Here is a 22,476-nt window from a genome sequence, read left to right as displayed (position 1 = left end):
TGCACCCCACAACGTGACCAGAATGGATGCCATGACCGAGACCGCCACGCAGACCCCCGAACAGCGACTGAAGACCTACCACGAGCGCCGGGAACTCGCCGTCACTCAACCGCAGGGCAGCCTCGCGCTCGTCAACACGCAGTGGGTGGATGCCGAGCAGACGATCTGGGGAGTGCCCGGCACGTGGGCGCCGGCGGAGGGCGGCCTGAAGGTCACGGCCGCGGCATCCGACGGCATCGTCGTGGACGGTGTGCTCGTCGACGGCGAGGCGATCGTGCGCAGCAAGAAAGACCCGAACCCGAGCACGATCGTGTTCTCCGACACCGTCACCGGGTTCGTGATCGCGAGCCCCGAGAACACCTACGCGCTGCGGGTGTGGGATGCCGCATCGGAGGCCATCACGCAGTTCGGCTCGATCGACGCCTTCGACTACAACCCGGAGTGGGTGATCACCGCCACGTTCACTGAGAACCCCGAGGGCACGACGATGGGCTTCGAGCACCTCAAGGACGACGGTGCGCAGCGCGAGGAGGTCATCCCCGGCGAGATCACGTTCACCAAGGACGGCGTGGACTACAACCTCGCCGCCTTCAAGTCGGGCCGTGCCCTGCAGCTGGTCTTCGCGGATGCCACGAACGGTGCCGACACGTACAGCGTCGGGCGCTTCCTGTTCCTCGCCCCCAACCCTGACGGCACGATCACCCTCGACTTCAACCTCGCGGTGCTGCCGCCGTGCGCCTTCAGCTACAACTTCAACTGCCCGTTGCCGCCCAAGCAGAACCGCTTCGGGGTGCGCATCGAGGCGGGGGAGAAGAACGTGCTCACGAAGGACGGGGCGCTGCTGCACGGCTGACGCCGGCTCGTTCGCCGAGCGCGAGCCTCACGATCGCCGCGCGGGACCCGACTCGCCACCGGCGCAGGATCGCGGCGACGTGCTTCTCGACCGTCGTGACCCCGATGCCGAGACGCTCGGCGATCTGACGGTTGCTACGCCCGGCCACGAGGTGCTCGACGACCTGCCGCTGGCGGGGCGTGAGCTCGGGTGCGGGATGTTGCGCGGGGCTGGCGAGGGCAGCGGCGACCCCCGCGGCTCGGCACGCCGAACGCGTGCAGCACGCGAGAGACGTGGATGCGCACCGTGTTCTCCGAGAGGAAGAGTGCGCGAGCGACCTCCGCGTTCGTGTGGCCCTCGGCGAGCAGCATCGCGACCTCGCGCTCGCGGGCGGACAGGCCATCCCAGCCGCTCGAGGCCGCGGGTGGCAGTCGGCGACCGACCGTCCGCAGCTCTCGCGAGGCGGAGCGCAGCACCGCGAGGTGCCCCCTGCCACGGGCGCGATCGGCCGATGCGGCGAGGTCGCGCGCGGCCTCGCCGCGCCGGTTCAGGGCGATGCGAGCGCGGGCGAGCACGATCGTGCCCTCCTCGACCTCGATGCTGCGGCCGTCGGCCTTGGCGCGCTCGATGGAGGCGGTGGCGTGCTCCTGGGCGCCCTGCGCGTCCCCGGCGAGCAGCGCGACTCGCGCGCGGATGCGGTCGATGGTCGAGCTCGCGATCGGGTGCCCCGCGAGCGGGAGTGCGCGATGCAACCAGGACTGTGCGGCATCCAGATCGTCGTCGGCGACGGCCGCCGAGACGAGCAGTTCGAGTCCCAGCGCGCGGTCGATGATGCGCAACTGGTCGAGATCGGGTCCGCCCCCGCCGCGCAGGATGAGCTCGGCGGCGCGCTCGATGTCTCCCAACGCGACGGCGCCGTAGGCGGCGAGCACGAAGCACCCGCGGCTGAGCGTGTCGACCGGTGGGATCGTGCCCGCGGACACGACATCCACGAGCCTGCGGGTCTCGGCGCGCTGGTCGGCGTTGCCGCGAACCAGTGCAGCGCACGATCCCGCGAAGACCAGTTCCAAGGTGCTCGAGGCCGACTCGACCGCCGAGTCGGCGAGCCCGAGGGCGCCCGAGACGTCCCCACGGAAGGCGCGGATGCGAGCCTCGAGCACGCGCGTGAAGGTCAGGAAGGGATGCCGCGGGTCGCCGAACAGCGTCTCATGAGCCGCGGTGCCGAGCCCGAGCAACTCGGTCGCGAGGTCGAGGCGGGCGCACGCCAGGGCTCCTTCGGCGAGGAGTGCGGCGAGGGACCACTCGACGTCGGCGTCGAGATGCTGCGGGTCCTCCCGCGCGGCGACCAAGGGATCCTCGCCGGTGCGCGGATCTCGCAGGGCGGGATCGTGAACGCTCTCGGCCCAGCTCGCGATGCACAGCCCAGCCGCCGCACCCGCCAGTGTCAACGACTCGGGGTCGTCGGCGCGCGCGAGGGCCCCGGCCGCCGCATCCGCCGCGCGTGCGAACTCGCCGCGCCACGTCAGGCGCAGGCTCAGCAGGCCGAACGCGACAGCGTCGACTCCGTCGAGCGTGCCAGCGAGGGTGTCGCCGCTCATGAGTTCGCGCAGGGTGCCGTCGAGGCGTGCCGTGCGATCCATGCGGTCAGCGTAGCGATCGCCCGGCCTTGCGAAAGGAATACTCCGAAACCCCCATTGGCGGCGCTCGCGGGCGCGGCTAGCGTCGAGAACCGAAGGGGAGGCGCTCATGGTTGCGGTTCGTATGCGCGAGATCGTCGTCGGTCTGGTCGTCGTCGGGGGCGTCATGGCGGGGCTCGCGGGCTGCGCACCCCTCGACTCGAGCACGGGCGATACCGGCGGTGACAGCGGCGACACGACCACCGAGGAGAGCGCCGAGGACGGCGCGGGCGCGGACTTCGTGACGGTGTCGGGCACGGGAACCTATGCGATCGGTGTCGACATCCCGCTCGGCGGATTCCAGCTTCAGGGGGAGCCCGACGCTCAGCCCGATGGGTGCACGTGGGCGATTCTCGACGCCGACGGCGGCGTGGCGTTCGAGAACCAGGGTCAGTACGTGTTCCTGACCGACATCCCCGAAGCGGTCACCTTCGAGACCGCGGGATGCCCGGACTGGGAGCAGTTCGAATAGTGCTGGTGACGATTGAGGACGGCGTCGTCACGAGCTTCCATTCGCCAGCGAAGTTCTTCTCGGACTGCTGATCTGGACTCGAGTTCGCCGTCACGAGCGACGGTTGGCGCGCTGAGGACCGCCCGCACGAAGTCGACCTGAGCGTTGGGCGATTTTTGTTCCTCACCCCAACCTGGATGGCACGACCACCCTCGACGTCACAGCGGAGGGAGCTATTTCCGTTGCGGCCTCAGTTCGCGACGGATGGCGGGAGTCATTGCTCTCGCCGTGCGTGGATGCCTCCCGCCGCTGTTCTCGCGCGCTGTTCCTCCCGCGCCCGTGATTGGCACCCGTCAGCGCCCGGGCCGCCGGGCGAGCCGGATGCTACGCCTTCGGGTCGTGCCGCTCCAGGAACTCGTACACCGCGAGGCTGTCGACGCCGGCGAAGCTGCCGGAGGGCAGCGCCGCGAGCAGTGAGCTATTGAGCCGGGGACTCGGCTTGGAGTGGTCCTCCCAGCGCTCGGTCAGTCCGGCAGGTGGCCGACGGCAGCAGGATTCGTCGGGGCAGGTCGAGACCGAGCGGTGCGCGGTATCCCGACCACGGAACCACTTGACGTGCGCGAACGGCGTGCCGACGCTGACCGAGAAGGCGCCCCGACTCGTGCCGTGGATGCGCGACGTGCACCAGTAGGTGCCGGTCGGCTTGTCCGTGTACTGGTGGTACGGCGTGAAGCGGTCTTCGACGTCGAACACGCGGCGCGCGCTCCACTGCCGGCACACCAGCTGACCTTCCACGGCGCCGAGCGCGTCGGTGGGGAAGATCGCGTTGTCGTTCTCATAGGCCTTCGAGATGGTGCCCGACTCGTGCACCTTGAGAAAGTGCACCGGGATGCCGAAGTGCTCGGTCACGAGGTTCGTGAACCGGTGCGCGGCGGTCTCGTAGCTGACCGCGAACTCGTCGCGCAGGTCCTCCACCGAGAGCTCGCGCTGCTCCTTCGCCGCCCGGAGGAACTCGACCGCGGAGTGCTCGGGCACCATGAGCGCCGCGGCGAGGTAGTTGGCCTCGACGCGCTGACGCAGGAAGTCACCGGAGTCCTTCGGCTTGCCCGCGCCGAGCACGTGCGCGGCGAGCGCTTGCAGCAGGGTGGTGCGCGGGTCGCGACCGGCCTCCTGGGTGATCGGCAGGTAGATGCGACCGTTGCGCAGGTCGGTGACGCTGCGGGTGGTGGGCGGCAGGTCGGGGGCGTAGTGCAGCGTGAATCCGAGGTGTGTCGCCAGGTCGGATGCCACACGCTGCGAGAGCGGGCCACCATCGTGACCGACCGCGGAGAGCAGTTCCTTGGCGGTGGTCTCGAGTTCGGGAAAGTAGTTGTTGCGGCGGCGCATCTCGCGGCGCAACTCGGTGTTCGCCCGCCGGGCCTCCTCCGGGGTCGCGGCGCGCTCCACGTGCAGGCGCTGCAGTTCGTCGTGCAGCCCGAGGATCGTCTCGATGGCCTCGTCGCTCAGCGACTTGCGCACCGGCAGCGGCGGCAGCGGCAGCGACGCGTAGAGGGGACCACGCTGGGCGCGCTCCAACGCGATCTCGAGGGCGGCGCGCCTGGATGGCGCCTCGGGGCTCAGCAGCTCGTCGACGCTCACCCCGAGCGCCCGGGCGAGGCGCTGCAGCTCGCCGAGCTTGAGCTCGCGCTTGCCGTTCTCGATGACCGACACCTGGGACGCCGCCCGGTCGATCGCGGCTCCCAGGTCATCGAGCGTGAGCCCGCGGTCGTTGCGCAGCTGACGGATGCGACGGCCGATCGTCAGCGGATCGAGCGCGTCATCGAAGGCGCCGTGGGGGGCCGGGCTCGCGTTCATCGTGTCCGTCACGGGGTCTCCTCTGTGTCAGTCCGGTGGCAGTCCTTCGGATTGACAGAAGAATAGCAAGAATTCTGCAAAGGATTGGGCAGAAGAATGCGAGAGACCCCTCGATAGTGGAAGAGCAAGCCCACCGAGAAGGAGTCACCGATGACCAGCAACGCCCGCCCCGGCGACCAGACCCAGACCGCAGCCGAGCTCGAGACCGCGTGGAAGACCGACGCGCGCTGGAACGGCATCGAGCGCGAGTACACCGCCGAGGACGTCATCGCGCTCCGCGGCTCGGTGCAGGTCGAGCACACGCTCGCGCGACGCGGTGCGGAGAATCTGTGGAACCTCATCCACTCCGAGGACTACGTCAACGCGCTCGGCGCGCTCACCGGCAACCAGGCGGTGCAGCAGGTGCGGGCCGGGCTGAAGGCGATCTACCTCTCCGGTTGGCAGGTGGCCGCCGACGCGAACCTCTCCGGCAACACCTACCCCGACCAGAGCCTCTACCCGGCGAACTCCGTGCCGGCCGTCGTCAAGCGCATCAACAACGCACTCATGCGCGCCGACCAGATCGAGGTCGCCGAGGACGGCGCACCGCGCACCGACTGGCTCGCGCCGATCGTCGCGGATGCCGAGGCCGGCTTCGGCGGACCGCTGAACGCCTACGAGCTCATGACCTCGATGATCGAGGCCGGAGCCGCCGGTGTGCACTGGGAGGACCAGCTCGCGAGCGAGAAGAAGTGCGGTCACATGGGCGGCAAGGTGCTCATCCCGACCCAGCAGCACGTGCGCACCCTGAACGCCGCGCGCCTGGCCGCCGACGTCGCAGGGGTGCCGAGCCTCATCATCGCGCGCACCGACTCGCTCGCCGCCGACCTCGTCACGAGCGACATCGATGACCGCGACAAGCCGTTCCTCACCGGGGAGCGCACCGAGGAGGGCTTCTACCGCACGCGCCCCGGCATCGAGACCGTGCTCGCCCGCGGCCACGCCTACGCCCCCTACGCGGACCTGCTGTGGGTGGAGTCGAGCGAGCCCGACCTGGAGCTCGCGCGGGTCTTCGCGGAGAGCATCCACAGCCGCTTCCCCGGCAAGAAGCTCGCCTACAACTGCTCGCCGAGCTTCAACTGGAAGCGCCACCTCGACGACGCGACGATCGCCAAGTTCCAGAACGAACTCGGCGCCATGGGATACGCCTTCCAGTTCATCACGCTGGCCGGCTTCCACTCCCTCAACCACTCGATGTTCGAGCTCGCGCGCGGCTACAAGCAACGCCAGATGAGCGCGTACGTCGAACTGCAGGAGGCGGAATTCGCCTCCGAGGCCAACGGCTACACCGCCACCAAGCACCAGCGCGAGGTCGGTACCGGCTACTTCGACCGGATCGCCACCGCGTTGAACCCGCAGAGCGCCACCCTCGCGCTCGTGGGTTCCACCGAGGCCGAGCAGTTCCACTAAATCGACAAGGACACCAGATCATGACCACACCACGCATGGAGGTGCTCGCCGGACTCGACGAGCGCTTCGACGAGATCCTCACCCCCGAAGCCCTGCGCTTCCTGACCCGGTTGCACGACCAGTTCGCGGGCCGTCGGCACGAGCGCCTCGCGGCGCGCATGGAGACGCGAAAGCACATCGAGAACGGTCGCAACCTGCGATTCCTGCCGGAGACGCGCGCCGTGCGCGAGGAGCCGAACTGGCGCGTCGCCGGTGCCGGTCCCGGCCTCGAAGACCGTCGCGTCGAGATCACCGGACCGACCGATCGCAAGATGACGGTCAACGCCATGAACTCGGGTGCGAAGGTGTGGCTCGCGGACCAGGAGGATGCCACGAGCCCCACCTGGCACAACGTGATCGGCGGGCAGGTCAACCTGTTCGACGCGATCCGTCGGCAGATCGACTTCGTCAGCCCCGAGGGCAAGGAGTACCGACTGGGGGAGACCACGCCGACGATCGTCATGCGTCCCCGCGGCTGGCACCTCGTGGAGAAGCACCTGCGGTACACGGATGTGCACGGGCTGCGCTCGCCGGCATCCGGTTCGCTCGTGGACTTCGGGCTGTACTTCTTCCACAACGCCAAGGAGCTCATCGCCCGCGGTTCGGGCCCGTACTTCTACATCGCCAAGCTCGAGAACCACCTCGAGGCGCGGCTGTGGGATGACGTGTTCACCTTCTCCGAGAACGCGCTCGGCATCGAGCACGGCACGATCCGGGCGACGGTGCTCATCGAGACGATCTCGGCGGCCTTCGAGATGGAGGAGATCCTCTACGAGCTGCGCGAGCACTGCGCGGGGCTGAACGCCGGTCGCTGGGACTACATCTTCTCGATCATCAAGGCGTTCCGCGGGCGCGGTGCGAGCTTCGTGCTGCCGGACCGCTCCGCCATCACGATGACCGTGCCGTTCATGCGCGCGTACACCGAACTGCTCGTCGCCACCTGCCACAAGCGCGGTGCGCACGCCATCGGGGGCATGAGCGCGTTCATCCCGAACCGCCGTGACCCCGAGGTGACCGCTCGGGCCCTGGCCGCCGTGACGGCGGACAAGAAGCGCGAGGCCACGGACGGCTTCGACGGCACGTGGGTGGCCCACCCCGACCTCGTCGAGACCGCGCGCGCCGAGTTCGACGCCGTGCTCGGCGACCGCCCGAACCAGGTGGACCGCTTGCGCGACGACGTGCACGTGACCGCCGACGACCTGCTCGACCTGCGCATCGACGGCGCTGTGACCGATGCGGGCGTGCGCGCCAACGTCTCGATCGCGGTGCGCTACATCGAGAGCTGGTTGCGCGGCGTGGGTGCCGCGGCGATCGACAATCTCATGGAAGACGCGGCGACCGCCGAGATCTCCCGTGGGCAGTTGTGGCAGTGGATGCACCAGGGCATCGTCACCGCGGAGGGCACCCCCATCACCCGTGAGCTCGTCGAGCGCGAGCTCGCCGAGGTGCTCGCGGCGGCCCCGGCGGACGGACGGTACGAGGACGCGGCCGAGGTGTTCCGTGCGGTGACGCTCGAGGAGGACTTCCCGACGTTCCTCACCCTCATCGCCTACGCGCGCTACCTCGTGGACACCCCGCAACCGGTCGCGGCCTAGGCAGCCCACCCCGGCGACCAATCGGGAGGATGACACGCCGCTGGCGTGAGCGCGAGCTCGCCCTGGCGGCGTGTCATCCTCCGCGTCGGCGCGTAGACTGCAGCGCACCTCGACCAACGCCGATCGGAGTGACCGTGACGAGCCCATGGAGCATCGTGAACGATGACTCCGCGCGCGCCCGGCTCGAGAAGGCGCACGAGACCGCCGTCGCCGACCGGATGCCCGCACCGGGCGTACGACGGGTCGTGCAGGAGTCCTGGCAGCGCTCGCTCCAGCTCGCGGTCGACCCCGACCGGCCGCTCCGCGGCGTGGACCTCCTCGACGACGAACTGCGGGCGTACCGTGACGCGCACCCGCTCGCACTCGCGTTGCCGACGATCCACCGGCTGCTGATCCGGCACACCTTCGACGCGGGGCTCATCGTCGCCGTCGGCGACCAGGACGGTCGCCTGCTGTGGATCGACGGCGACCGCGGGCTGCGCCGCAAGGCCGAGAGCATGCTCTTCGTCGAGGGCGCGGACTGGAGCGAGCGCGCGGTCGGCACGAGCGCGCCGGGCACGGCCCTTGCGCTGGGGCACGGCATCCAGATCCAGGGCGCCGAGCACTTCAACCGCATCGTGCACCCATGGAGCTGCACTGCGGTGCCCGTGCACGATCCGGACTCGGGATCGGTGCTCGGCGTCATCGACATCACCGGCGGTGACGAGGCGGTCGCCCCTGCCACCCTGCCCCTGCTCGAAGCCGCGGTCGCCGCGGTGGAGGCGGAGCTGCGCATCCGCCGGCTCGACGAGCAGGCCGACCGCCCCAGGCGCACGCCCCAACGCGCCGTCGCGCGTCCGCACGCCGCGCCGCAGCTCTCGGTGCTGGGCGGCGAGGGCGGGCGACTCGAGGTTGCCGGCCGCGCGGCCGAGCTGAGCACCCGGCACGCGGAGATCCTCACGCTGCTCGCCTGGTATCCGGCCGGACTCACCGCGGAGAGTCTCGCGGCGTTGCTCGACTGCAGCGTGGAGACCCTGCGCCCCGAGATGGTGCGCCTGCGCAAGCAGCTCGAGGCCATCGACTCCTCGCTCGTGCCCCTGTCCCGCCCCTACCGCCTCGCCCAGCGGCTCGACCTCGACGCGCACCGCGTGCTCGCCTTCCTCGACCGCGGCGCGCACCGGGTGGCCCTCGCCGGCTACGCGGGACCGGTGCTGCCCACCTCGGTCGCGCCAGGCATCCGTTCGATCGCCGCCGAGGTGAGCACCCGGCTGCGCGACTCGCTCCTCAGCGATGCGGCCGTCGACACCCTGCTCGACTACGCGCGCACCGACGAGGCTGCCTACGACGTCGAGGTGTGGCGAGCGGTGCTGCGGATGCTGCCGCCGAAGTCACCGAAGCGCGCGAGCGTCGTGACCCGCATCGAGCGCATCGAGTCCGAGTTGCGCTGAGCTCGGACTGTGCTGAGTCTGAGTTGCGCTGAGCTCGGACTGTGCTGAGTTCGGGTTGCGCTGAGCTCGGGCTGTGCTGAGTCCGGGCCGCGCTGCGTTCGCGGCCCATCGCAACGTTGCGGCAACCTGCGCCGGCCTAGTCTCGCCGCGAGCCCTCAACGGGCATCCGAGACAACGACGTCGACAGGAGCGGACGATGACCGTCTATGCAGCACCAGGAACCAAAGACTCTCTAGTCACCTTCAAGCCCCGCTACGAGCACTGGATCGGCGGCGGCTGGGTCAAGCCCGTGAAGGGCGAGTACTTCGAGGACATCTCGCCGGTCAACGGCAAGCCGTTCGCGGAGGTGGCCCGTGGCACGGCCGAAGATATCGAGGCCGCCCTCGACGCCGCCGAGAAGGCCGCACCGGCGTGGGGCAAGACCTCCGCGACCGAACGTGCTGCGGTGCTCAACCGCATCGCCGACGTCATCGACGCGAACCTCGAGATGCTCGCGGTCGCGGAGACCTGGGACAACGGCAAGCCGATCCGCGAGCCGCTCAACGCCGACCTGCCGCTGGCGGCGGACCACTTCCGCTACTTCGCGAGCCTCATCCGCGCGCAGGAGGACTCGTTCAGCCAGCTCGACGGCGACACGGTCGCGTACCACTTCCGCGAGCCGCTCGGCGTGGTCGGGCAGATCATCCCGTGGAACTTCCCGATCCTCATGGCCGTCTGGAAGCTCGCCCCCGCACTCGCCGCGGGCAACGCCATCGTGCTCAAGCCGGCGGAGCAGACCCCGGTCTCGATCCTCGTGCTCGTCGAGCTCATCGGCGACATCCTGCCGCCCGGGGTGCTGAACATCGTCAACGGATTCGGGGTCGAGGCCGGCAAGCCGCTCGCCTCGAGCAAGCGCATCCGCAAGATCGCGTTCACGGGGGAGACGACCACCGGCCGGCTCATCCTGCAGTACGCCGCGGCCAACATCATCCCCGCCACCCTCGAGCTCGGCGGCAAGAGCCCCAACATCTTCTTCGAAGACGTGCTCGACAAAGACGACTCCTTCCGCGACAAGGCGCTCGAGGGCTTCACCCTGTTCGCGTTCAACTCGGGTGAGGTGTGCACGTGCCCGAGCCGCGTGGTGATCCAGAAGTCGATCTACGACGAGTTCGTGGAGCTCGGCATCGCGCGCACCAAGCTCGCGATCCAGGGCAACCCGCTCGACACCGCCACCCAGGTCGGGGCGCAGGCCTCGAACGATCAGCTGGAGAAGATCCTCAGCTACATCGACATCGGGGTGAAGGAGGGCGCGAAGCTCTCCGCGGGCGGCGGTCGCGCCGACCTCGGCGGCGACCTCTCCGGCGGCTACTACGTCGAGCCGACGATCTTCGAGGGCACGAACTCGATGCGACTGTTCCAGGAGGAGATCTTCGGGCCGGTCGTCGCGGTGACGAGCTTCGAGGACTACGCCGAGGCGATGCTGATCGCCAACGACACCCTCTACGGTCTCGGGGCCGGCGTGTGGTCGCGCAACGGCAACCTCGCCTATCGGGCGGCGCGCGACATCCAGGCCGGACGGGTCTGGGTGAACAACTACCACGCCTACCCGGCGGGGGCGGCGTTCGGCGGCTACAAGAGCTCGGGCATCGGTCGCGAGAACAACGCGCTCGCGCTGGACCACTACCAGCAGACCAAGAACCTCCTGGTCTCGTACTCCGAGCAGCCCCTCGGCTTCTTCTAGGCCGCACCCACTTCTCGGTGGCCGACCCGCGCCAGGGGTGTCGGCCACCGAGAGACCTTCGCGGAGGAGACCTTCGCGAACGAGACCTGGAGAGGGGACGAGCATGCGCGAGGCGAGCATCGCCATCGAGGGCGAGACCAAGTCGCGGGTCGCACTGACCGCCGAGAGCATCGACCTGCTCCGCAAGCTCTGGAACAAGCACGGCCCGCTGATGTTCCACCAGTCGGGTGGGTGCTGCGACGGGAGCGCACCGATGTGCTTTCCGGCCGGGGAGTTCCTGACGACGCAGGGCGACATCCTGCTCGGGGTGTTCGACATCGCCTCTGGCGCGGTGCCGCAACCGATCGAGTTCTGGATGTCGCGGGAGCAGTTCGAGTACTGGAGCCACACGCACCTCACGATCGACGTCGTGGCTGGGCGCGGGAGCGGCTTCTCGGTGGAGAGCCCGGAGGGACTGCGCTTCATCGTGCGATCGCGTCTCATGGATGAGGCCCTGCCCTTCGCGTGATCGGCGGCGTCGCCGGTCACCGGCAGACTGGAGCCGTGCTCATCGTGCTCGCTCGACTCGACGGCGGCGTCATCGCGACGCGGCTCGACGACGACGGCACCGTGCTCGGTGAGCAGACGGTCGACGACCTGGCGGCGTTCGTCGCGAGCGAGGAGGCCGCGCATCCGCGCTGGGTGTGGGATGACACGTCCCGTTGGTACCCGCCGCTGCTCGCCGCGCGGGTGCGCGTGGAGCGCTGCTTCGACCTGCGGCTGTGCCACGCGATCCTGCGCTCCTCGGCGCTGACCGCGGACTCCGCGCTCGCGACCGCGCCGCTCGGGCCGTGGGACGCACCGGCCGCCGCCACGCACGAACCGGAGCGGGATGATGCGCTCTTCGCCCTCGACGAAGCGCCGCCGGCACCCGAACCCGACCCGCTCGCCGAATACCTCTCGCAACGGGATGCCGTCGCCGCCGCCGCGGAACCCGCCCGCATCGGCCGACTGCTCGCCGCCGAATCCGCCGGTGCGCTCATCTCCGTCGAAATGCGGTTCGCCGGCCTGCCGTGGAGCGCCGAGGCGCACGACCGCATCCTCACCGGCATCCTCGGTGCGCGGCCCGCGGCGGGTCGGCGACCGGAACGGATGCAGGAGCAACTCGACCGCATCCGCGCCGCCCTCGACACCCCAGACCTCAACCCCGACTCGGCGCAGACGCTGCTCGGAGCCCTGCGGCGCGCCGGACTGCGGGTGAAGTCGACCGCGAAGTGGGAGCTGCGCGAGCTCGACCACCCCGTGATCGAGCCGCTGCTGGCGTACAAGAAGCTCGCCCGGCTGCTGAGCGCGAACGGCTGGCACTGGCTGGAGACCTGGGTGGTCGACGGGCGGTTCCGACCCGAGTATGTGCCGGGCGGCGTGGTGACCGGACGGTGGGCGACGAGCGGCGGCGGCGCGCTGCAGCTGCCGCGCCAAGTGCGCGGCGCCGTGATCGCCGACCCGGGGTGGAAGCTCGTGGTCGCCGATGCCGCGCAGCTCGAACCGCGTATCCTCGCCGCGATGGCCGGGGATCGCGGCATGGTCGAGGCGGGCGCCGCGGGCGACCTGTACGCGGGCATCGTCGCCAGCGGCGCCGTGGAGACCCGCGACGAGGCGAAGATCGCGCTGCTCGGCGCGATGTACGGGGCCACCACGGGCGACAGCGGCCGCCTGCTGCCCCGGCTCGCGCGCACCTATCCGAAGGCGATCGGCCTCGTCGAGGAGGCGGCGCGGGCGGGGGAGCGCGGCGAGATCGTCACGACTCGGCTCGGGCGGTCATCCCCGACACCCGGCTCGGGTTGGCAGCAGTCGCAGTCGCTCGCCTACGACGAGACGGCCACCGAGGCCGACACCAGCCGCGCGCGGTCGAGGGCCCGGGCGTGGGGCCGGTTCACGCGCAACTTCATCGTGCAGGGCACCGCCGCCGAGTGGGCGCTGTGCTGGATGGCATCCCTGCGCCGTCGCCTGACCGACCTCGCCCCGGATGCCTGGCTCACGGATGCCCCGCACCTGGTGTTCTTCCTGCACGACGAGGTCGTCGTGCACACCCCGGCCGAGCTCGCCGACGAGGTCGCCGCCGCCCTCGCCGCCGCCGCCGAGGAGGCCGGGCGCCTGCTCTTCGGTGAACTGCCCGTGGCGTTCCCGCTGAGCATCGCCGTCGTCGACGACTACGGGCAGGCCAAGTAGCGTGGGGGTGCCATGACCATTCGCCGCAGCATCCTCGCGATCCTCGACGAGGGGCCGTGCTACGGCAACCAGTTGCGCACCGAGTTCGAGCGGCGCACCGGTGGCATCCGCGCGCTGAACGCGGGCCAGGTCTATGCGACGCTCGATCGGCTCGAGCGGGACGGCCTGGTGAGCAAGCATGTTGCCGCCGGCGGGCAGGCGACCTACGCGGTCACCGCGGAGGGCTCCCGGCGCGCGCGGGAATGGCTGACCGAGCCGGCCGACGGTGAGGAGCTGCCGCTGAAGCTGGCCCTGGCCTCGACACTGTCGCGGGCGGATGCCGCGGCCCTCGTGCGGGCACAGCGCGCGCACACCGCCGCCGGGCTCGAGGCCGCGCGCGCGGCGCCGGCGGACGGACCGCGGGGGATCGTGGCATCCGCCCTCATCGCGGCGGGGGAGGCGCAGCTGGCATGGCTCGACGCGATCGAGCCGGTGGTGGCGGCCGCCGTCGCCCTGCCGCTCGAGACCGAACCGCCCAAACGTGGCCGTCCCGCGCACTCGCGAACCGCCGAATGACAGCCTTGTGATTTGCGGGGGTCATCCGCCATAATGGCCCCAGCGGTTCGCCGCCCAATTTCACACGCATTTACGAACACACCGTTCCACCGGGTCGATGGGGAAGTCGCACCCAAACCGGAACGGAGATGATCGTGACTGCACACAGTGTTTCCCAAAACACGGCTCGCGGAGTGCTGTTCGTGCACTCCGCTCCTCGAGCGCTGTGCCCGCACATCGAGTGGGCGGCAGGCCGAGCACTCGGTCGTGCCGTGAACTTCGATTGGATCGAGCAGCCCGTGCTCAAGGGCGCTCAGCGCGCCGAGTTCTACTGGGAGGGCCCTCGCGGCACCGGAGCGACGCTCGCCTCCGCGCTGCGCGGCTGGGAGCACCTGCGCTACGAGGTCACCGAGGATGCCGGGCTCGGCACCGACGGCGGCCGCTGGATGCACACCCCCGACCTCGGCATCTTCTTCGCCCAGACCGACACGGTGGGCAACATGGTCATCCCGGAGGATCGCCTGCGCTACGCGATGGAGGTCGCGGGCGCGAACGCCACCGAGCTGCACCGCGAGCTGCGGCTCGCGCTCGGTCAGGCCTGGGACGACGAACTCGACGTCTTCCGTCACGCCGGCCAGGACTCGGCCGTCGTGTGGTTGCACAAGGTGGGTTGAGGCAAGGAGGCATCATGCATACGCTGCACCGTGAACTGGATGAGCTCAGGGCCGAGTTCGTGCCACCGCTGGTGGACCTCGAGCAGCTGGAGCGACTGGCCACCGAAGACGAACTGCGCGTCTTCGACGACGAGTGCACCGTGCACGACGGCTGCCGCCCCGTGCTGCAGCGGCGGCTCGCCGGCTGAGTCGCGCCTAGCCCTGGTAGCTGCGGAACGCCACGACGGCGTTGTGTCCGCCGAAGCCGAACGAGTTGCTCAGGGCCAGCAGCGGTCCGTCCCCGAGCGCGCGCGGCGAGGTCACGACGTCGAGCGGGATCGCGGGATCCTGCTCGGTGAGGTTGATCGTCGGCGGGGCCGTGCGGTGGTGCAGGGCGAGGATCGTGAAGATCGCCTCGAGCGCACCCGTGCCGCCGAGCAGGTGCCCGGTCGAGGCCTTCGTCGCCGAGACCGCGATGTTCGGCAGGTGATCGCCGAACACGCGCAGCATGGCGTTGTACTCGGCGATGTCGCCGACCGGCGTGCTCGTCGCGTGGGCGTTGATGTGCGCCACCTCGCTCGGCTTCGCTCCGGCCTGCTCGAGTGCGTTGAGCATCGCACGCGCCGCTGCCGACCCCTCCGGGTCGGGCGCGGTGATGTGGAACGAGTCGCTCGTGACCGACCCGCCGGCCAGCTCGGCGTAGATCTTCGCGCCGCGCGCGAGCGCGTGCTCCTCGGTCTCGAGCACGACCGTGCCGGCGCCCTCACCGAGCACGAAGCCGTCCCGCGAGACGTCGTAGGGACGCGAGGCGGTCTGGGGCGAATCGTTGCGCTTGGACAGCGCTTGCATCGATGCGAAGGCGGCGATCGGCAGCGGATGCACCACCGACTCGGTGCCGCCGGCGATCACCACATCGGCGAGCCCGGCCTGCAGGTGCACGTACGCGTTCGCGATCGCCTCGGTGCTGGACGCGCACGCGGACACGTCGGTGCGTGCGTAGGCGCGCGACGGGATCGACATGCTGATCGCGGCAGCGGCGGCGTTCGGCATGAGCATCGGGATCGTCATCGGCAGAACCCGGCGCGGGCCCTTCTCCTTGAGCGTGTCCCACGCGTCGAGGAGGGTCCAGAGCCCGCCGATGCCGGTGGAGTAGTCCACGCCGACCCGGATCGGGTCCACGTCGGGCGAGCCGGCATCCGCCCAGGCCTCACGGGCCGAGATGAGGGCGAACTGGCTGGAGGGGTCGAGACGCTTCGATTCGACGCGTTCGAGCACCTCCTCGGGGCGCACCTTGGCCTCCGCGGCGAAGGTCACCGGCAGCTCGAGCTCGGCGACCCAGTCCTGGGTGAGCGTGTGCGCACCCGATTCACCGGCGAGCAGGGCCTCCCAGGACGAGGTCGCGGTGCCGCCGAGCGGGGAGGTCGCACCGATACCGGTGACGACGATCTTCTTCTGGGTCATGTCAGCATTCCTGTTTGGTCACATCGAGACAATCGCGGGCGGCCAGCCGGGCGGATGCGACGGCTGGCCCTCCGCGGGTCGTGCTAGCCCTGCGCGCTGGTGATGAAGTTGACGGCGTCGCCGACGGTCTTGAGGTTCTTGACCTCTTCGTCGGGGATCTTCACGTCGAACTTCTCTTCGGCGTTGACGACGATGGTCATCATCGAGATCGAGTCGATGTCGAGGTCGTCGGTGAACGACTTGTCCAGCTCGACGGTGTCCGTCGCGATGCCGGTCTCGTCGTTGATGAGCTCGGCCAGGCCGGCGAGGACTTCTTCGGTGGACAGTGCCATGTTCGTTCTCCTTGGGGTTGTTCCGGGGGTGTGATGCGACCGCTGCCAAGTTTAGGGGAGCGACCGCGTCGCTCAGGGCAGTCGCACCACTTGGGCGCCGAAGACGAGTCCCGCCCCGAAGCCGATCTGCAGGCACAGTCCGCCGCTGAGCTCGGGATGCTCCTGCAGCAGCCGGTGCGTCGCGAGCGGAATCGAGGCGGCACTCGTGTTGCCCGTGGTCTCGATGTCGCGCCCGATGATCACGGTCTCGGGCAGCTTGAGCTGCTTGGCGAGCTCGTCGATGATGCGCATGTTGGCCTGGTGCGGCACGAAGGCGGCGAGATCGGATGCCTCGACCCCCGCCACCTCGAGCGCGCGCTTAGCGACCTTCGCCATGTCCCACACCGCCCAGCGGAAGACCGTCTGGCCCTCCTGGCGCAGCGTCGGCCAGGCGGCCTTGCCGTCGCGGAAGTCGACGAGCGTCGCGTTCATGCCCACCGCATCCGCCTTCGAGCCGTCCGAACCCCACACGGGCGCGCCGATGCCGGGCTCGTCACTCGGACCGATCACGACCGCGCCGGCGCCGTCGCCGAGCAGGAACGAGATGGTGCGGTCGGTGGGGTCGACGATGTCGGAGAGCTTCTCGGCGCCGACGACGAGTGCGTAGTGCGCCGCCCCGGCGCGGATCAGCGCGTCGGCCTGCGTGACGCCGTAGCTGAAGCCGGCGCACGCCGCGTTCGAGTCGTAGGCGGCCGCGGGATTCGCGCCGACCCGGTCGGCGAGCACGGCGGCCATCGACGGGGTCTGCTGCACGTTGCCGATCGTCGCGACGATCACGAGGTCGATCTGCTCGGCGGGCACCCCGGACTTCGCGATCGCCTCTTTCGCGGCATCCGTAGCGAGATCGATTGCGAGGATGCCGGCCGAGGCCCGCGTGCGCGTCACGATGCCGGTGCGCTGCTGGATCCACTCGTCGCTCGAGTCGATCGGGCCGACGAGATCGTCGTTGGGAACCACGAGGTCGCCGCGGGCGGCGCCGTAGCTGTAGATGCGGGTGTAGGCGGGCCCGCTGGACTGCTTGAGGGTGGTCATGCGGCTCCGTCGATCAGTTCGTGGGCGGCGTTGAGGTCGTCCGGGGTCTTGACCGCGACCGAGCGCACGCCCTTCAGTCCGCGCTTGGCGAGACCGACGAGAGCGCCCGCGGGGGCGAGTTCGATGATGCCGGTGACCCCGGCCGCCGCGAGGGCGTCCATGGTCTTGTCCCACCGTACCGGCGAGGAGACCTGGCCCACGAGCAACTCGACGAAGCGCTCACCGGTCTCCACGCGCGATCCATCGCGGTTCGTCCAGATCGGCAGGCTGGGGTCGTGCTTCTCGAGCCCGGCCGCGAAGGCCGCGAGGTGCGCGACCGCCGGTTCCATGTAGCGGGTGTGGAAGGCGCCGGCCACCTGCAGCGGGATGACGCGCGTGCCGGGCACCGGATCCGCCGCCAGCTGGGCGAGCGCGTCGAGGGCCCCGGCGACCACGATCTGCCCGCCGCCGTTGAAGTTCGCGGGCTCGAGTCCCAGTTCGGCGAGACGGGCGAGCAGGGCGGCCTCGTCGCCGCCGATGACGGCGGACATGCCGGTGGGGGTGAGGGCTGCGGCATCCGCCATCGCGTTGCCGCGCTCGCGCACGAGGGCGATCGCGTCCGCCTCGGTGAGGATGCCGGCCGCGGCCGCCGCGGTCACCTCGCCGACCGAGTGGCCCGCGACTCCGCCGACCTTGTCGCGGCGGCCGCCGTCGAACAGCGCGCTGAGCGTGAGCAGCCCGGCGGCGACGATGAGGGGCTGGGCGACCTTGGTGTCGCGGATGGTGTCGGCGTCGCTGACGGTGCCGTGGGCGGCGAGATCGATGCCCGCGGCGTCGGAGAGCGCGGCGAGCTGCTCGGCGAATCGCGGCTCGGCGAGCCACGGTTCGAGGAAGCCCGGAGTCTGGGAGCCCTGTCCGGGCGCGACGATGACGATCACCGTTCTAGTCTGCCGACTCCGCCCGTTTCGTGCTGGGGTCACTCGACCAAGAATCACGCAAATCGTTGTGCGATGCGTTCAACGCAGGGGCGGGCATCCCCCCGCCTTGCCGTCTCCAACGGTGCGCAACTCATGGGACGGCGGCGCGACACGCCGAGCGGCGGTGCGACTCGGGGCGTGTCGTGGCGGCGCCCATGAGTTACGCGAGGTTGGGCGGGTGAGGGGGCGGGAGGGGTGGGCCTGGGGCGGCGGTACCCGGAAGGGCAGCGGCCTCAGCGGCGCTTGGGGGCCTCCGGCTCCGCGATGGAGCCGAGGATGAGCGCGGCCTGCAGGATGAGCGCCTCGCGAGCACCCGTGGCATCCCACCCGATCACGTCGCTGACCCGCTTGAGCCGGTAGCGCACGGTGTTGGGATGCACGAACAGCTCCCGCGCGGTGGCCTCCAGCGACCGGCCGTTGTCGAGGTAGCACCACAGCGTGGCCAGCAGGTCGGTGGAATGCGCCTGCAACGGCTTGTAGATGCGGTTGATCAGGGTGGATCGCGCGAGCGGGTCCCCGGCGAACGCGCGCTCGGGCAGGAGGTCGTCGGCGAGCGTGGGGCGCGGGGCATTGCGCCACGCGCGCGCGACGGCGAACCCCGCGAGGGCCGCCTTCGCGGAACGGGATGCCTCCACGAGCGTCGGCACCTCCGGTCCGAGCACGAGGTGCCCGGGCCCGAAGCCGGGCTCCAGCTGCTCGGCGATGGCGAGGAAGGGCATCGGGGTCGCGACATCCGGATCCTCGGAGCGCGGGCTCGCACGCCCGATCACGAGCACGAGCCGATTGCCCTGCACGCCGATGAGCACGTCCGCGTCGAGGTGGCGCGCGGTGCGGCGTAGCTGGTCGACGTCGAGCATCTTCGGCGCGGTGCCGACGAGCACGCACACCTCGCCGTGACCGTTCCAGCCGAGCGCGGCGATGCGCGACGGCAGCTCGTTGTCGTACTCGCCGGAGAGGATCGAGTCGACCACGAGGGCCTCGAGGCGGGCATCCCAGAGTCCGCGGGCCTCGGCGGCGCGGGCGTAGACGTCGGCGGCGGCGAAGGCGATCTCGCGCGAGTAGAGCAGGATCGCCTCGCGCAGCACGTCGTCGCCCTCCTTGACGCGTTCCTCGACCACCTCGACCGTCAGTCGGATCAGCTGGAGGGTCTGCGTGAGCGAGACGGAGCGCAGCAGCTCGCGCGGGGCGGCGCCGAACACGTCGGCGGCGATCCACGGGATCGACTTCGGGTCCTCGAACCAGGAGATGAAGCTCGTGATGCCCGCCTGGGCGACGAGCCCCACCGCGGAGCGCCGACCGGGCGGCATGTCGCCGTACCAGGGCAGCGTGTCATCCAGTCGCTTGAGCGTCGCCGTGGCCAGCTCACCGGAGATGGTGCGCAGCCAGGCGAGCGTCTGCTCCTTGGTCCGGGGCGCCACCGCCTAGCTCTCGCCCCCCACCGAGCCGCTCGTGCCGGCGGCGACATCGTGCAGGCGATACTTCTCGATCGCCTGGGATGCCAGCGACCGGTCGACGAGACCGCGCTTGTCGAGCAGTTCGAGCGCACGCACCACGATCGACGGTCCGTCGATCTTGAAGTACCGTCGGGCGGCAGCGCGCGTGTCCGAGAAGCCGAAGTCGTCGGCGCCGAGCGTCGCGTAGTCGCCGGGCACGAACTGGCGGATCTGGTCGGGCACGGCGTGCATGAAGTCGCTCACGCCGATGAACGGCCCGTCCGAGCCCGAGAGCTTCTGCGTCACATACGGCACGCGCGGCTCCTCGTCGGGGTGCAGGAAGGCGTGCTCCTCGGCGGCGACGCCGTCGCGGCGCAGCTCGGTCCAGCTCGTCACCGACCAGACATCGGCCGCGACGCCCCAGTCGTTCGCGAGCAGCTCCTGGGCCTCGAGCGCCCACGGCACGCCGACGCCGGAGGCGAGCAGCTGGGTGCGCGGTCCCTCGATCGGTGCCGACTTGAGGTGGTAGATGCCCTTGAGCAGCCCCTCGAGATCGAGGTTCTCCGGCTCGCCCGGCTGCACGATCGGCTCGTTGTACACGGTGAGGTAGTACATGACATTGGGGTCGGGATGCGTGCCCCCATACATGCGCTCGATGCCCGCGCGCACGATGTGCCCGATCTCGTAGCCGTAGGCCGGGTCGTAGCTGACGACGGCCGGGTTGGTCGAGGCGAGCAGCAGGGAGTGGCCGTCGGCGTGCTGGAGGCCCTCGCCGGTGAGCGTGGTGCGTCCGGCGGTCGCACCCATGATGAAGCCGCGCGCCATCTGGTCGCCCGCCGCCCACATCGCATCTCCCGTGCGCTGGAAGCCGAACATCGAGTAGAAGACGTACACCGGGATGAGCGGCTCGCCGTTCGTGGCGTACTGGGTGCCCGCCGCGGTGAACGCGGCGAACGCGCCGGCCTCGTTGATGCCGACGTGCACGATCTGGCCCTGCGGGGACTCCTTGTAGGCCAGGAGCAGCTCGCGGTCGACCGAGGTGTACTGCTGCCCGTTGGGGTTGTAGATCTTGGCGGTGGGGAAGTAGGCGTCCATGCCGAAGGTGCGTGCCTCATCCGGGATGATCGGCACGATGCGGTGGCCGAAGTCCTTCGCCTTCAACAGGTCCTTGAGCAGGCGGGCGAAGGCCATCGTGGTGGCGATCTCCTGCTTGCTGGAGCCCTTCTTGGCGATCTCGTAGGCGGAGTCTTCGGGCAAGGAGATCTGGGTGTACTTGGAGCGGCGCTCCGGCAGATATCCGCCGAGCGCGCGACGGCGCTCGTGCAGGTACTGGATGGCCTCGTCGGAATCGCCGGGGTTGTAGAACGGCGGCTGGTACGGGTCGGCCTCGAGCGCGGCATCCGTGATCGGGATGCGCATGACGTCGCGGAACTGCTTGAGTCCGTCGAGCGTGAGCTTCTTCATCTGGTGGGTCGCGTTGCGGCCCTCGAAGCTCGGGCCCAGGCCGTAGCCCTTCACCGTCTTCGCGAGGATGACGGTGGGCTGGCCCTTGTGCTCGGTCGCCGCCTTGAACGCCGCATAGACCTTGCGGTAGTCGTGACCGCCGCGCTTGAGCCCCCACACCTGGTCGTCGGTGTAGTCCTTGACCATCTCGAGGGTGCGAGGGTCGCGACCGAAGAAGTTCTCGCGCACGTACGCGCCGGACTCGGCCTTATAGGTCTGGTAGTCGCCGTCGGGCGTGCGGTTCATCAGGTCGCGCAGGGCTCCCTCGTGGTCTTGGGCGAGCAGGGCATCCCACTCACGGCCCCAGATGACCTTGATGACGTTCCAGCCGGCACCGCGGAAGAAGCTCTCGAGCTCCTGGATGATCTTGCCGTTACCGCGCACCGGGCCGTCGAGGCGCTGCAGGTTGCAGTTGATCACGAAGGTGAGGTTGTCGAGGCCCTCGTTCGCGGCCCACTGCAGGGCGCCGCGCGACTCGACCTCGTCCATCTCGCCGTCGCCGAGGAACGCCCAGACCTGCTGGTCGCTCGCGTCCTTGATGCCGCGGTTGGTGAGGTACTTGTTCGACTGCGCCTGGTAGATCGCGTTGATCGGGCCGAGGCCCATCGACACGGTCGGGAACTGCCAGAACTCCGGCATGAGCCGCGGGTGCGGGTAGCTGGAGAGCCCGTTCGGCCACTGCGACTTCTCCTGACGGAAGCCCTTCAGCTGGTCCTCGGTGAGGCGGCCCTCGAGGAAGGCGCGGGCATACATGCCTGGTGAGGCGTGCCCCTGGTAGAACACCTGATCGCCGCCACCGGCATGGTCGGGGCCGCGGAAGAAGTGGTTGTGGCCGACCTCGTAGAGGGCGGCGGATGACGCGTACGTCGAGATGTGCCCGCCGACACCGATCCCGGGCCGCTGCGCTCGGTGCACGGTGATCGCGGCATTCCAGCGGATCCAGGCGCGGTACTTGCGCTCCAGCTCCTCGTTGCCCGGGAACGTCGGCTCGTTCTCCGTCGCGATCGTGTTGATGTAGTCCGTCGTGGGGACCATCGGCACGCCCAGGTGCAGGTCCTTGGACTCCTTCAGGAGGCTCAGCATGATCTCGCGACCGCGCTGGTGGCCCTTCTCCGCGACGAGTCCGGCGAGCGACTCGCGCCACTCCGCCGTCTCTTCGGGGTCCCGGTCGATGTGAGTGACCGAGTAGGGGTCCTGATCGTTGACCGTCACCGATGACCTCTTTCTTGTAGACAGTGGTGGCGTGCACGCGGGCCGGGTTACGGTCCTGACGTGGGGTTGC

The 22,476-nt window shown here is 69.9% G+C and carries 20 protein-coding genes; 11 read left to right on the top strand and 9 right to left on the bottom strand.

What is annotated here, in order from left to right:
* Positions 1–31 precede the first annotated feature (31 nt).
* Positions 32–853: a DUF1684 domain-containing protein gene (locus PYV02_RS14225; protein WP_275759729.1), complete on the top strand. Its 822-nt coding sequence runs from the start codon at positions 32–34 to the stop codon at positions 851–853.
* Here PYV02_RS14225 and PYV02_RS14220 read toward each other — a convergent pair.
* Both PYV02_RS14220 and PYV02_RS14215 read right to left on the bottom strand, forming a co-directional pair.
* Complete coding sequence (locus tag PYV02_RS14220) at positions 822–1,001, bottom strand: LuxR C-terminal-related transcriptional regulator (RefSeq protein WP_275759727.1); 180 nt, start codon at positions 999–1,001, stop codon at positions 822–824. The two genes, PYV02_RS14225 and PYV02_RS14220, sit on opposite strands and share 32 nt — an antisense overlap.
* Complete coding sequence (locus tag PYV02_RS14215) at positions 988–2,472, bottom strand: helix-turn-helix domain-containing protein (RefSeq protein ID WP_275759726.1); 1,485 nt, start codon at positions 2,470–2,472, stop codon at positions 988–990. Before PYV02_RS14215 ends, PYV02_RS14220 begins: the two co-directional genes overlap by 14 nt.
* Before the next feature lie 106 nt (positions 2,473–2,578).
* Between PYV02_RS14215 and PYV02_RS14210 the strand changes: the two genes are divergently transcribed.
* Complete coding sequence (locus tag PYV02_RS14210) at positions 2,579–2,980, top strand: hypothetical protein (protein ID WP_275759725.1); 402 nt, start codon at positions 2,579–2,581, stop codon at positions 2,978–2,980.
* Positions 2,981–3,343: 363 nt separating this feature from the next.
* Here the strand turns inward: PYV02_RS14210 and PYV02_RS14205 are convergent, their stop codons facing one another.
* Positions 3,344–4,813: a helix-turn-helix transcriptional regulator gene (locus PYV02_RS14205; protein WP_275759753.1), complete on the bottom strand. Its 1,470-nt coding sequence runs from the start codon at positions 4,811–4,813 to the stop codon at positions 3,344–3,346.
* Between the two features lie 150 nt (positions 4,814–4,963).
* Between PYV02_RS14205 and aceA the strand changes: the two genes are divergently transcribed.
* From aceA to PYV02_RS14160, 9 genes are all read left to right on the top strand, one after another.
* Entirely contained in the window at positions 4,964–6,262 is a 1,299-nt protein-coding gene (aceA, locus tag PYV02_RS14200) for an isocitrate lyase (RefSeq protein WP_275759724.1), read from the top strand.
* A 20-nt stretch (positions 6,263–6,282) separates the two neighbouring features.
* Positions 6,283–7,896: a malate synthase A gene (gene aceB, locus PYV02_RS14195; protein ID WP_275759723.1), complete on the top strand. Its 1,614-nt coding sequence runs from the start codon at positions 6,283–6,285 to the stop codon at positions 7,894–7,896.
* Between the two features lie 134 nt (positions 7,897–8,030).
* Positions 8,031–9,323 carry a GAF domain-containing protein gene (locus tag PYV02_RS14190; protein WP_275759722.1) on the top strand — a complete coding sequence of 431 codons (1,293 nt, stop codon included), beginning with the start codon at positions 8,031–8,033 and terminating at the stop codon, positions 9,321–9,323.
* A gap of 196 nt (positions 9,324–9,519) precedes the next feature.
* The gene (exaC, locus tag PYV02_RS14185) at positions 9,520–11,043 is read left to right on the top strand and encodes an acetaldehyde dehydrogenase ExaC (protein ID WP_275759720.1); all 1,524 of its coding nucleotides are present in this window, start codon (positions 9,520–9,522) and stop codon (positions 11,041–11,043) included.
* 103 nt (positions 11,044–11,146) lie between these two features.
* Positions 11,147–11,551, top strand: a complete 405-nt coding sequence (locus tag PYV02_RS14180) for a DUF779 domain-containing protein (protein WP_275759719.1) — start codon at positions 11,147–11,149, stop codon at positions 11,549–11,551.
* Positions 11,552–11,586: 35 nt separating this feature from the next.
* Entirely contained in the window at positions 11,587–13,251 is a 1,665-nt protein-coding gene (locus PYV02_RS14175; RefSeq protein WP_275759718.1) for a bifunctional 3'-5' exonuclease/DNA polymerase, read from the top strand.
* A 12-nt stretch (positions 13,252–13,263) separates the two neighbouring features.
* Entirely contained in the window at positions 13,264–13,806 is a 543-nt protein-coding gene (locus PYV02_RS14170; protein ID WP_275759717.1) for a PadR family transcriptional regulator, read from the top strand.
* Positions 13,807–13,934: 128 nt separating this feature from the next.
* On the top strand, positions 13,935–14,459 hold the full coding sequence (locus PYV02_RS14165) for a DUF3145 domain-containing protein (protein WP_275759716.1): 525 nt from the start codon (positions 13,935–13,937) through the stop codon (positions 14,457–14,459).
* A gap of 14 nt (positions 14,460–14,473) precedes the next feature.
* On the top strand, positions 14,474–14,647 hold the full coding sequence (locus tag PYV02_RS14160) for a hypothetical protein (protein ID WP_275759715.1): 174 nt from the start codon (positions 14,474–14,476) through the stop codon (positions 14,645–14,647).
* Between the two features lie 7 nt (positions 14,648–14,654).
* Here PYV02_RS14160 and PYV02_RS14155 read toward each other — a convergent pair whose 3' ends face one another.
* From PYV02_RS14155 to aceE, 6 genes are all read right to left on the bottom strand, one after another.
* On the bottom strand, positions 14,655–15,899 hold the full coding sequence (locus PYV02_RS14155) for a beta-ketoacyl-[acyl-carrier-protein] synthase family protein (protein ID WP_275759714.1): 1,245 nt from the start codon (positions 15,897–15,899) through the stop codon (positions 14,655–14,657).
* A gap of 83 nt (positions 15,900–15,982) precedes the next feature.
* Positions 15,983–16,231, bottom strand: coding sequence for an acyl carrier protein (locus tag PYV02_RS14150; RefSeq protein WP_275759713.1), 249 nt, complete (start codon positions 16,229–16,231; stop codon positions 15,983–15,985).
* A gap of 72 nt (positions 16,232–16,303) precedes the next feature.
* Complete coding sequence (locus tag PYV02_RS14145; protein WP_275759712.1) at positions 16,304–17,302, bottom strand: beta-ketoacyl-ACP synthase III; 999 nt, start codon at positions 17,300–17,302, stop codon at positions 16,304–16,306.
* Complete coding sequence (locus PYV02_RS14140; RefSeq protein ID WP_275759711.1) at positions 17,299–18,219, bottom strand: ACP S-malonyltransferase; 921 nt, start codon at positions 18,217–18,219, stop codon at positions 17,299–17,301. Before PYV02_RS14140 ends, PYV02_RS14145 begins: the two co-directional genes overlap by 4 nt.
* Positions 18,220–18,491: 272 nt before the next feature.
* Complete coding sequence (locus tag PYV02_RS14135) at positions 18,492–19,676, bottom strand: PucR family transcriptional regulator (RefSeq protein WP_275759710.1); 1,185 nt, start codon at positions 19,674–19,676, stop codon at positions 18,492–18,494.
* Between the two features lie 3 nt (positions 19,677–19,679).
* Complete coding sequence (gene aceE, locus PYV02_RS14130; RefSeq protein WP_275759709.1) at positions 19,680–22,406, bottom strand: pyruvate dehydrogenase (acetyl-transferring), homodimeric type; 2,727 nt, start codon at positions 22,404–22,406, stop codon at positions 19,680–19,682.
* Positions 22,407–22,476 lie beyond the last annotated feature (70 nt).

This window comes from Antiquaquibacter metalliresistens, assembly GCF_029211225.1.
Classification (GTDB): Bacteria; Actinomycetota; Actinomycetes; order Actinomycetales; family Microbacteriaceae; genus Rhodoglobus; species Rhodoglobus metalliresistens.
Note: the sequence above shows the minus strand (reverse complement) of the source record. Positions and strands in the feature narration are given on the sequence as shown.

What these genes read in the sequence shown, in the direction of transcription:
- PYV02_RS14205 (WP_275759753.1), bottom strand. Translation starts at nt 4,813, where the DNA reads ATGAACGCGAGCCCGGCCCCCCACGGCGCCTTCGATGACGCGCTCGAT.
- PYV02_RS14215 (WP_275759726.1), bottom strand. Translation starts at nt 2,472, where the DNA reads ATGGATCGCACGGCACGCCTCGACGGCACCCTGCGCGAACTCATGAGC.
- PYV02_RS14165 (WP_275759716.1), top strand. Translation starts at nt 13,935, where the DNA reads ATGATCGTGACTGCACACAGTGTTTCCCAAAACACGGCTCGCGGAGTG.
- aceA (WP_275759724.1), top strand. Translation starts at nt 4,964, where the DNA reads ATGACCAGCAACGCCCGCCCCGGCGACCAGACCCAGACCGCAGCCGAG.
- PYV02_RS14160 (WP_275759715.1), top strand. Translation starts at nt 14,474, where the DNA reads ATGCATACGCTGCACCGTGAACTGGATGAGCTCAGGGCCGAGTTCGTG.
- exaC (WP_275759720.1), top strand. Translation starts at nt 9,520, where the DNA reads ATGACCGTCTATGCAGCACCAGGAACCAAAGACTCTCTAGTCACCTTC.
- PYV02_RS14170 (WP_275759717.1), top strand. Translation starts at nt 13,264, where the DNA reads ATGACCATTCGCCGCAGCATCCTCGCGATCCTCGACGAGGGGCCGTGC.
- aceB (WP_275759723.1), top strand. Translation starts at nt 6,283, where the DNA reads ATGACCACACCACGCATGGAGGTGCTCGCCGGACTCGACGAGCGCTTC.
- PYV02_RS14150 (WP_275759713.1), bottom strand. Translation starts at nt 16,231, where the DNA reads ATGGCACTGTCCACCGAAGAAGTCCTCGCCGGCCTGGCCGAGCTCATC.
- PYV02_RS14180 (WP_275759719.1), top strand. Translation starts at nt 11,147, where the DNA reads ATGCGCGAGGCGAGCATCGCCATCGAGGGCGAGACCAAGTCGCGGGTC.
- PYV02_RS14225 (WP_275759729.1), top strand. Translation starts at nt 32, where the DNA reads ATGACCGAGACCGCCACGCAGACCCCCGAACAGCGACTGAAGACCTAC.
- PYV02_RS14145 (WP_275759712.1), bottom strand. Translation starts at nt 17,302, where the DNA reads ATGACCACCCTCAAGCAGTCCAGCGGGCCCGCCTACACCCGCATCTAC.
- PYV02_RS14155 (WP_275759714.1), bottom strand. Translation starts at nt 15,899, where the DNA reads ATGACCCAGAAGAAGATCGTCGTCACCGGTATCGGTGCGACCTCCCCG.
- PYV02_RS14210 (WP_275759725.1), top strand. Translation starts at nt 2,579, where the DNA reads ATGGTTGCGGTTCGTATGCGCGAGATCGTCGTCGGTCTGGTCGTCGTC.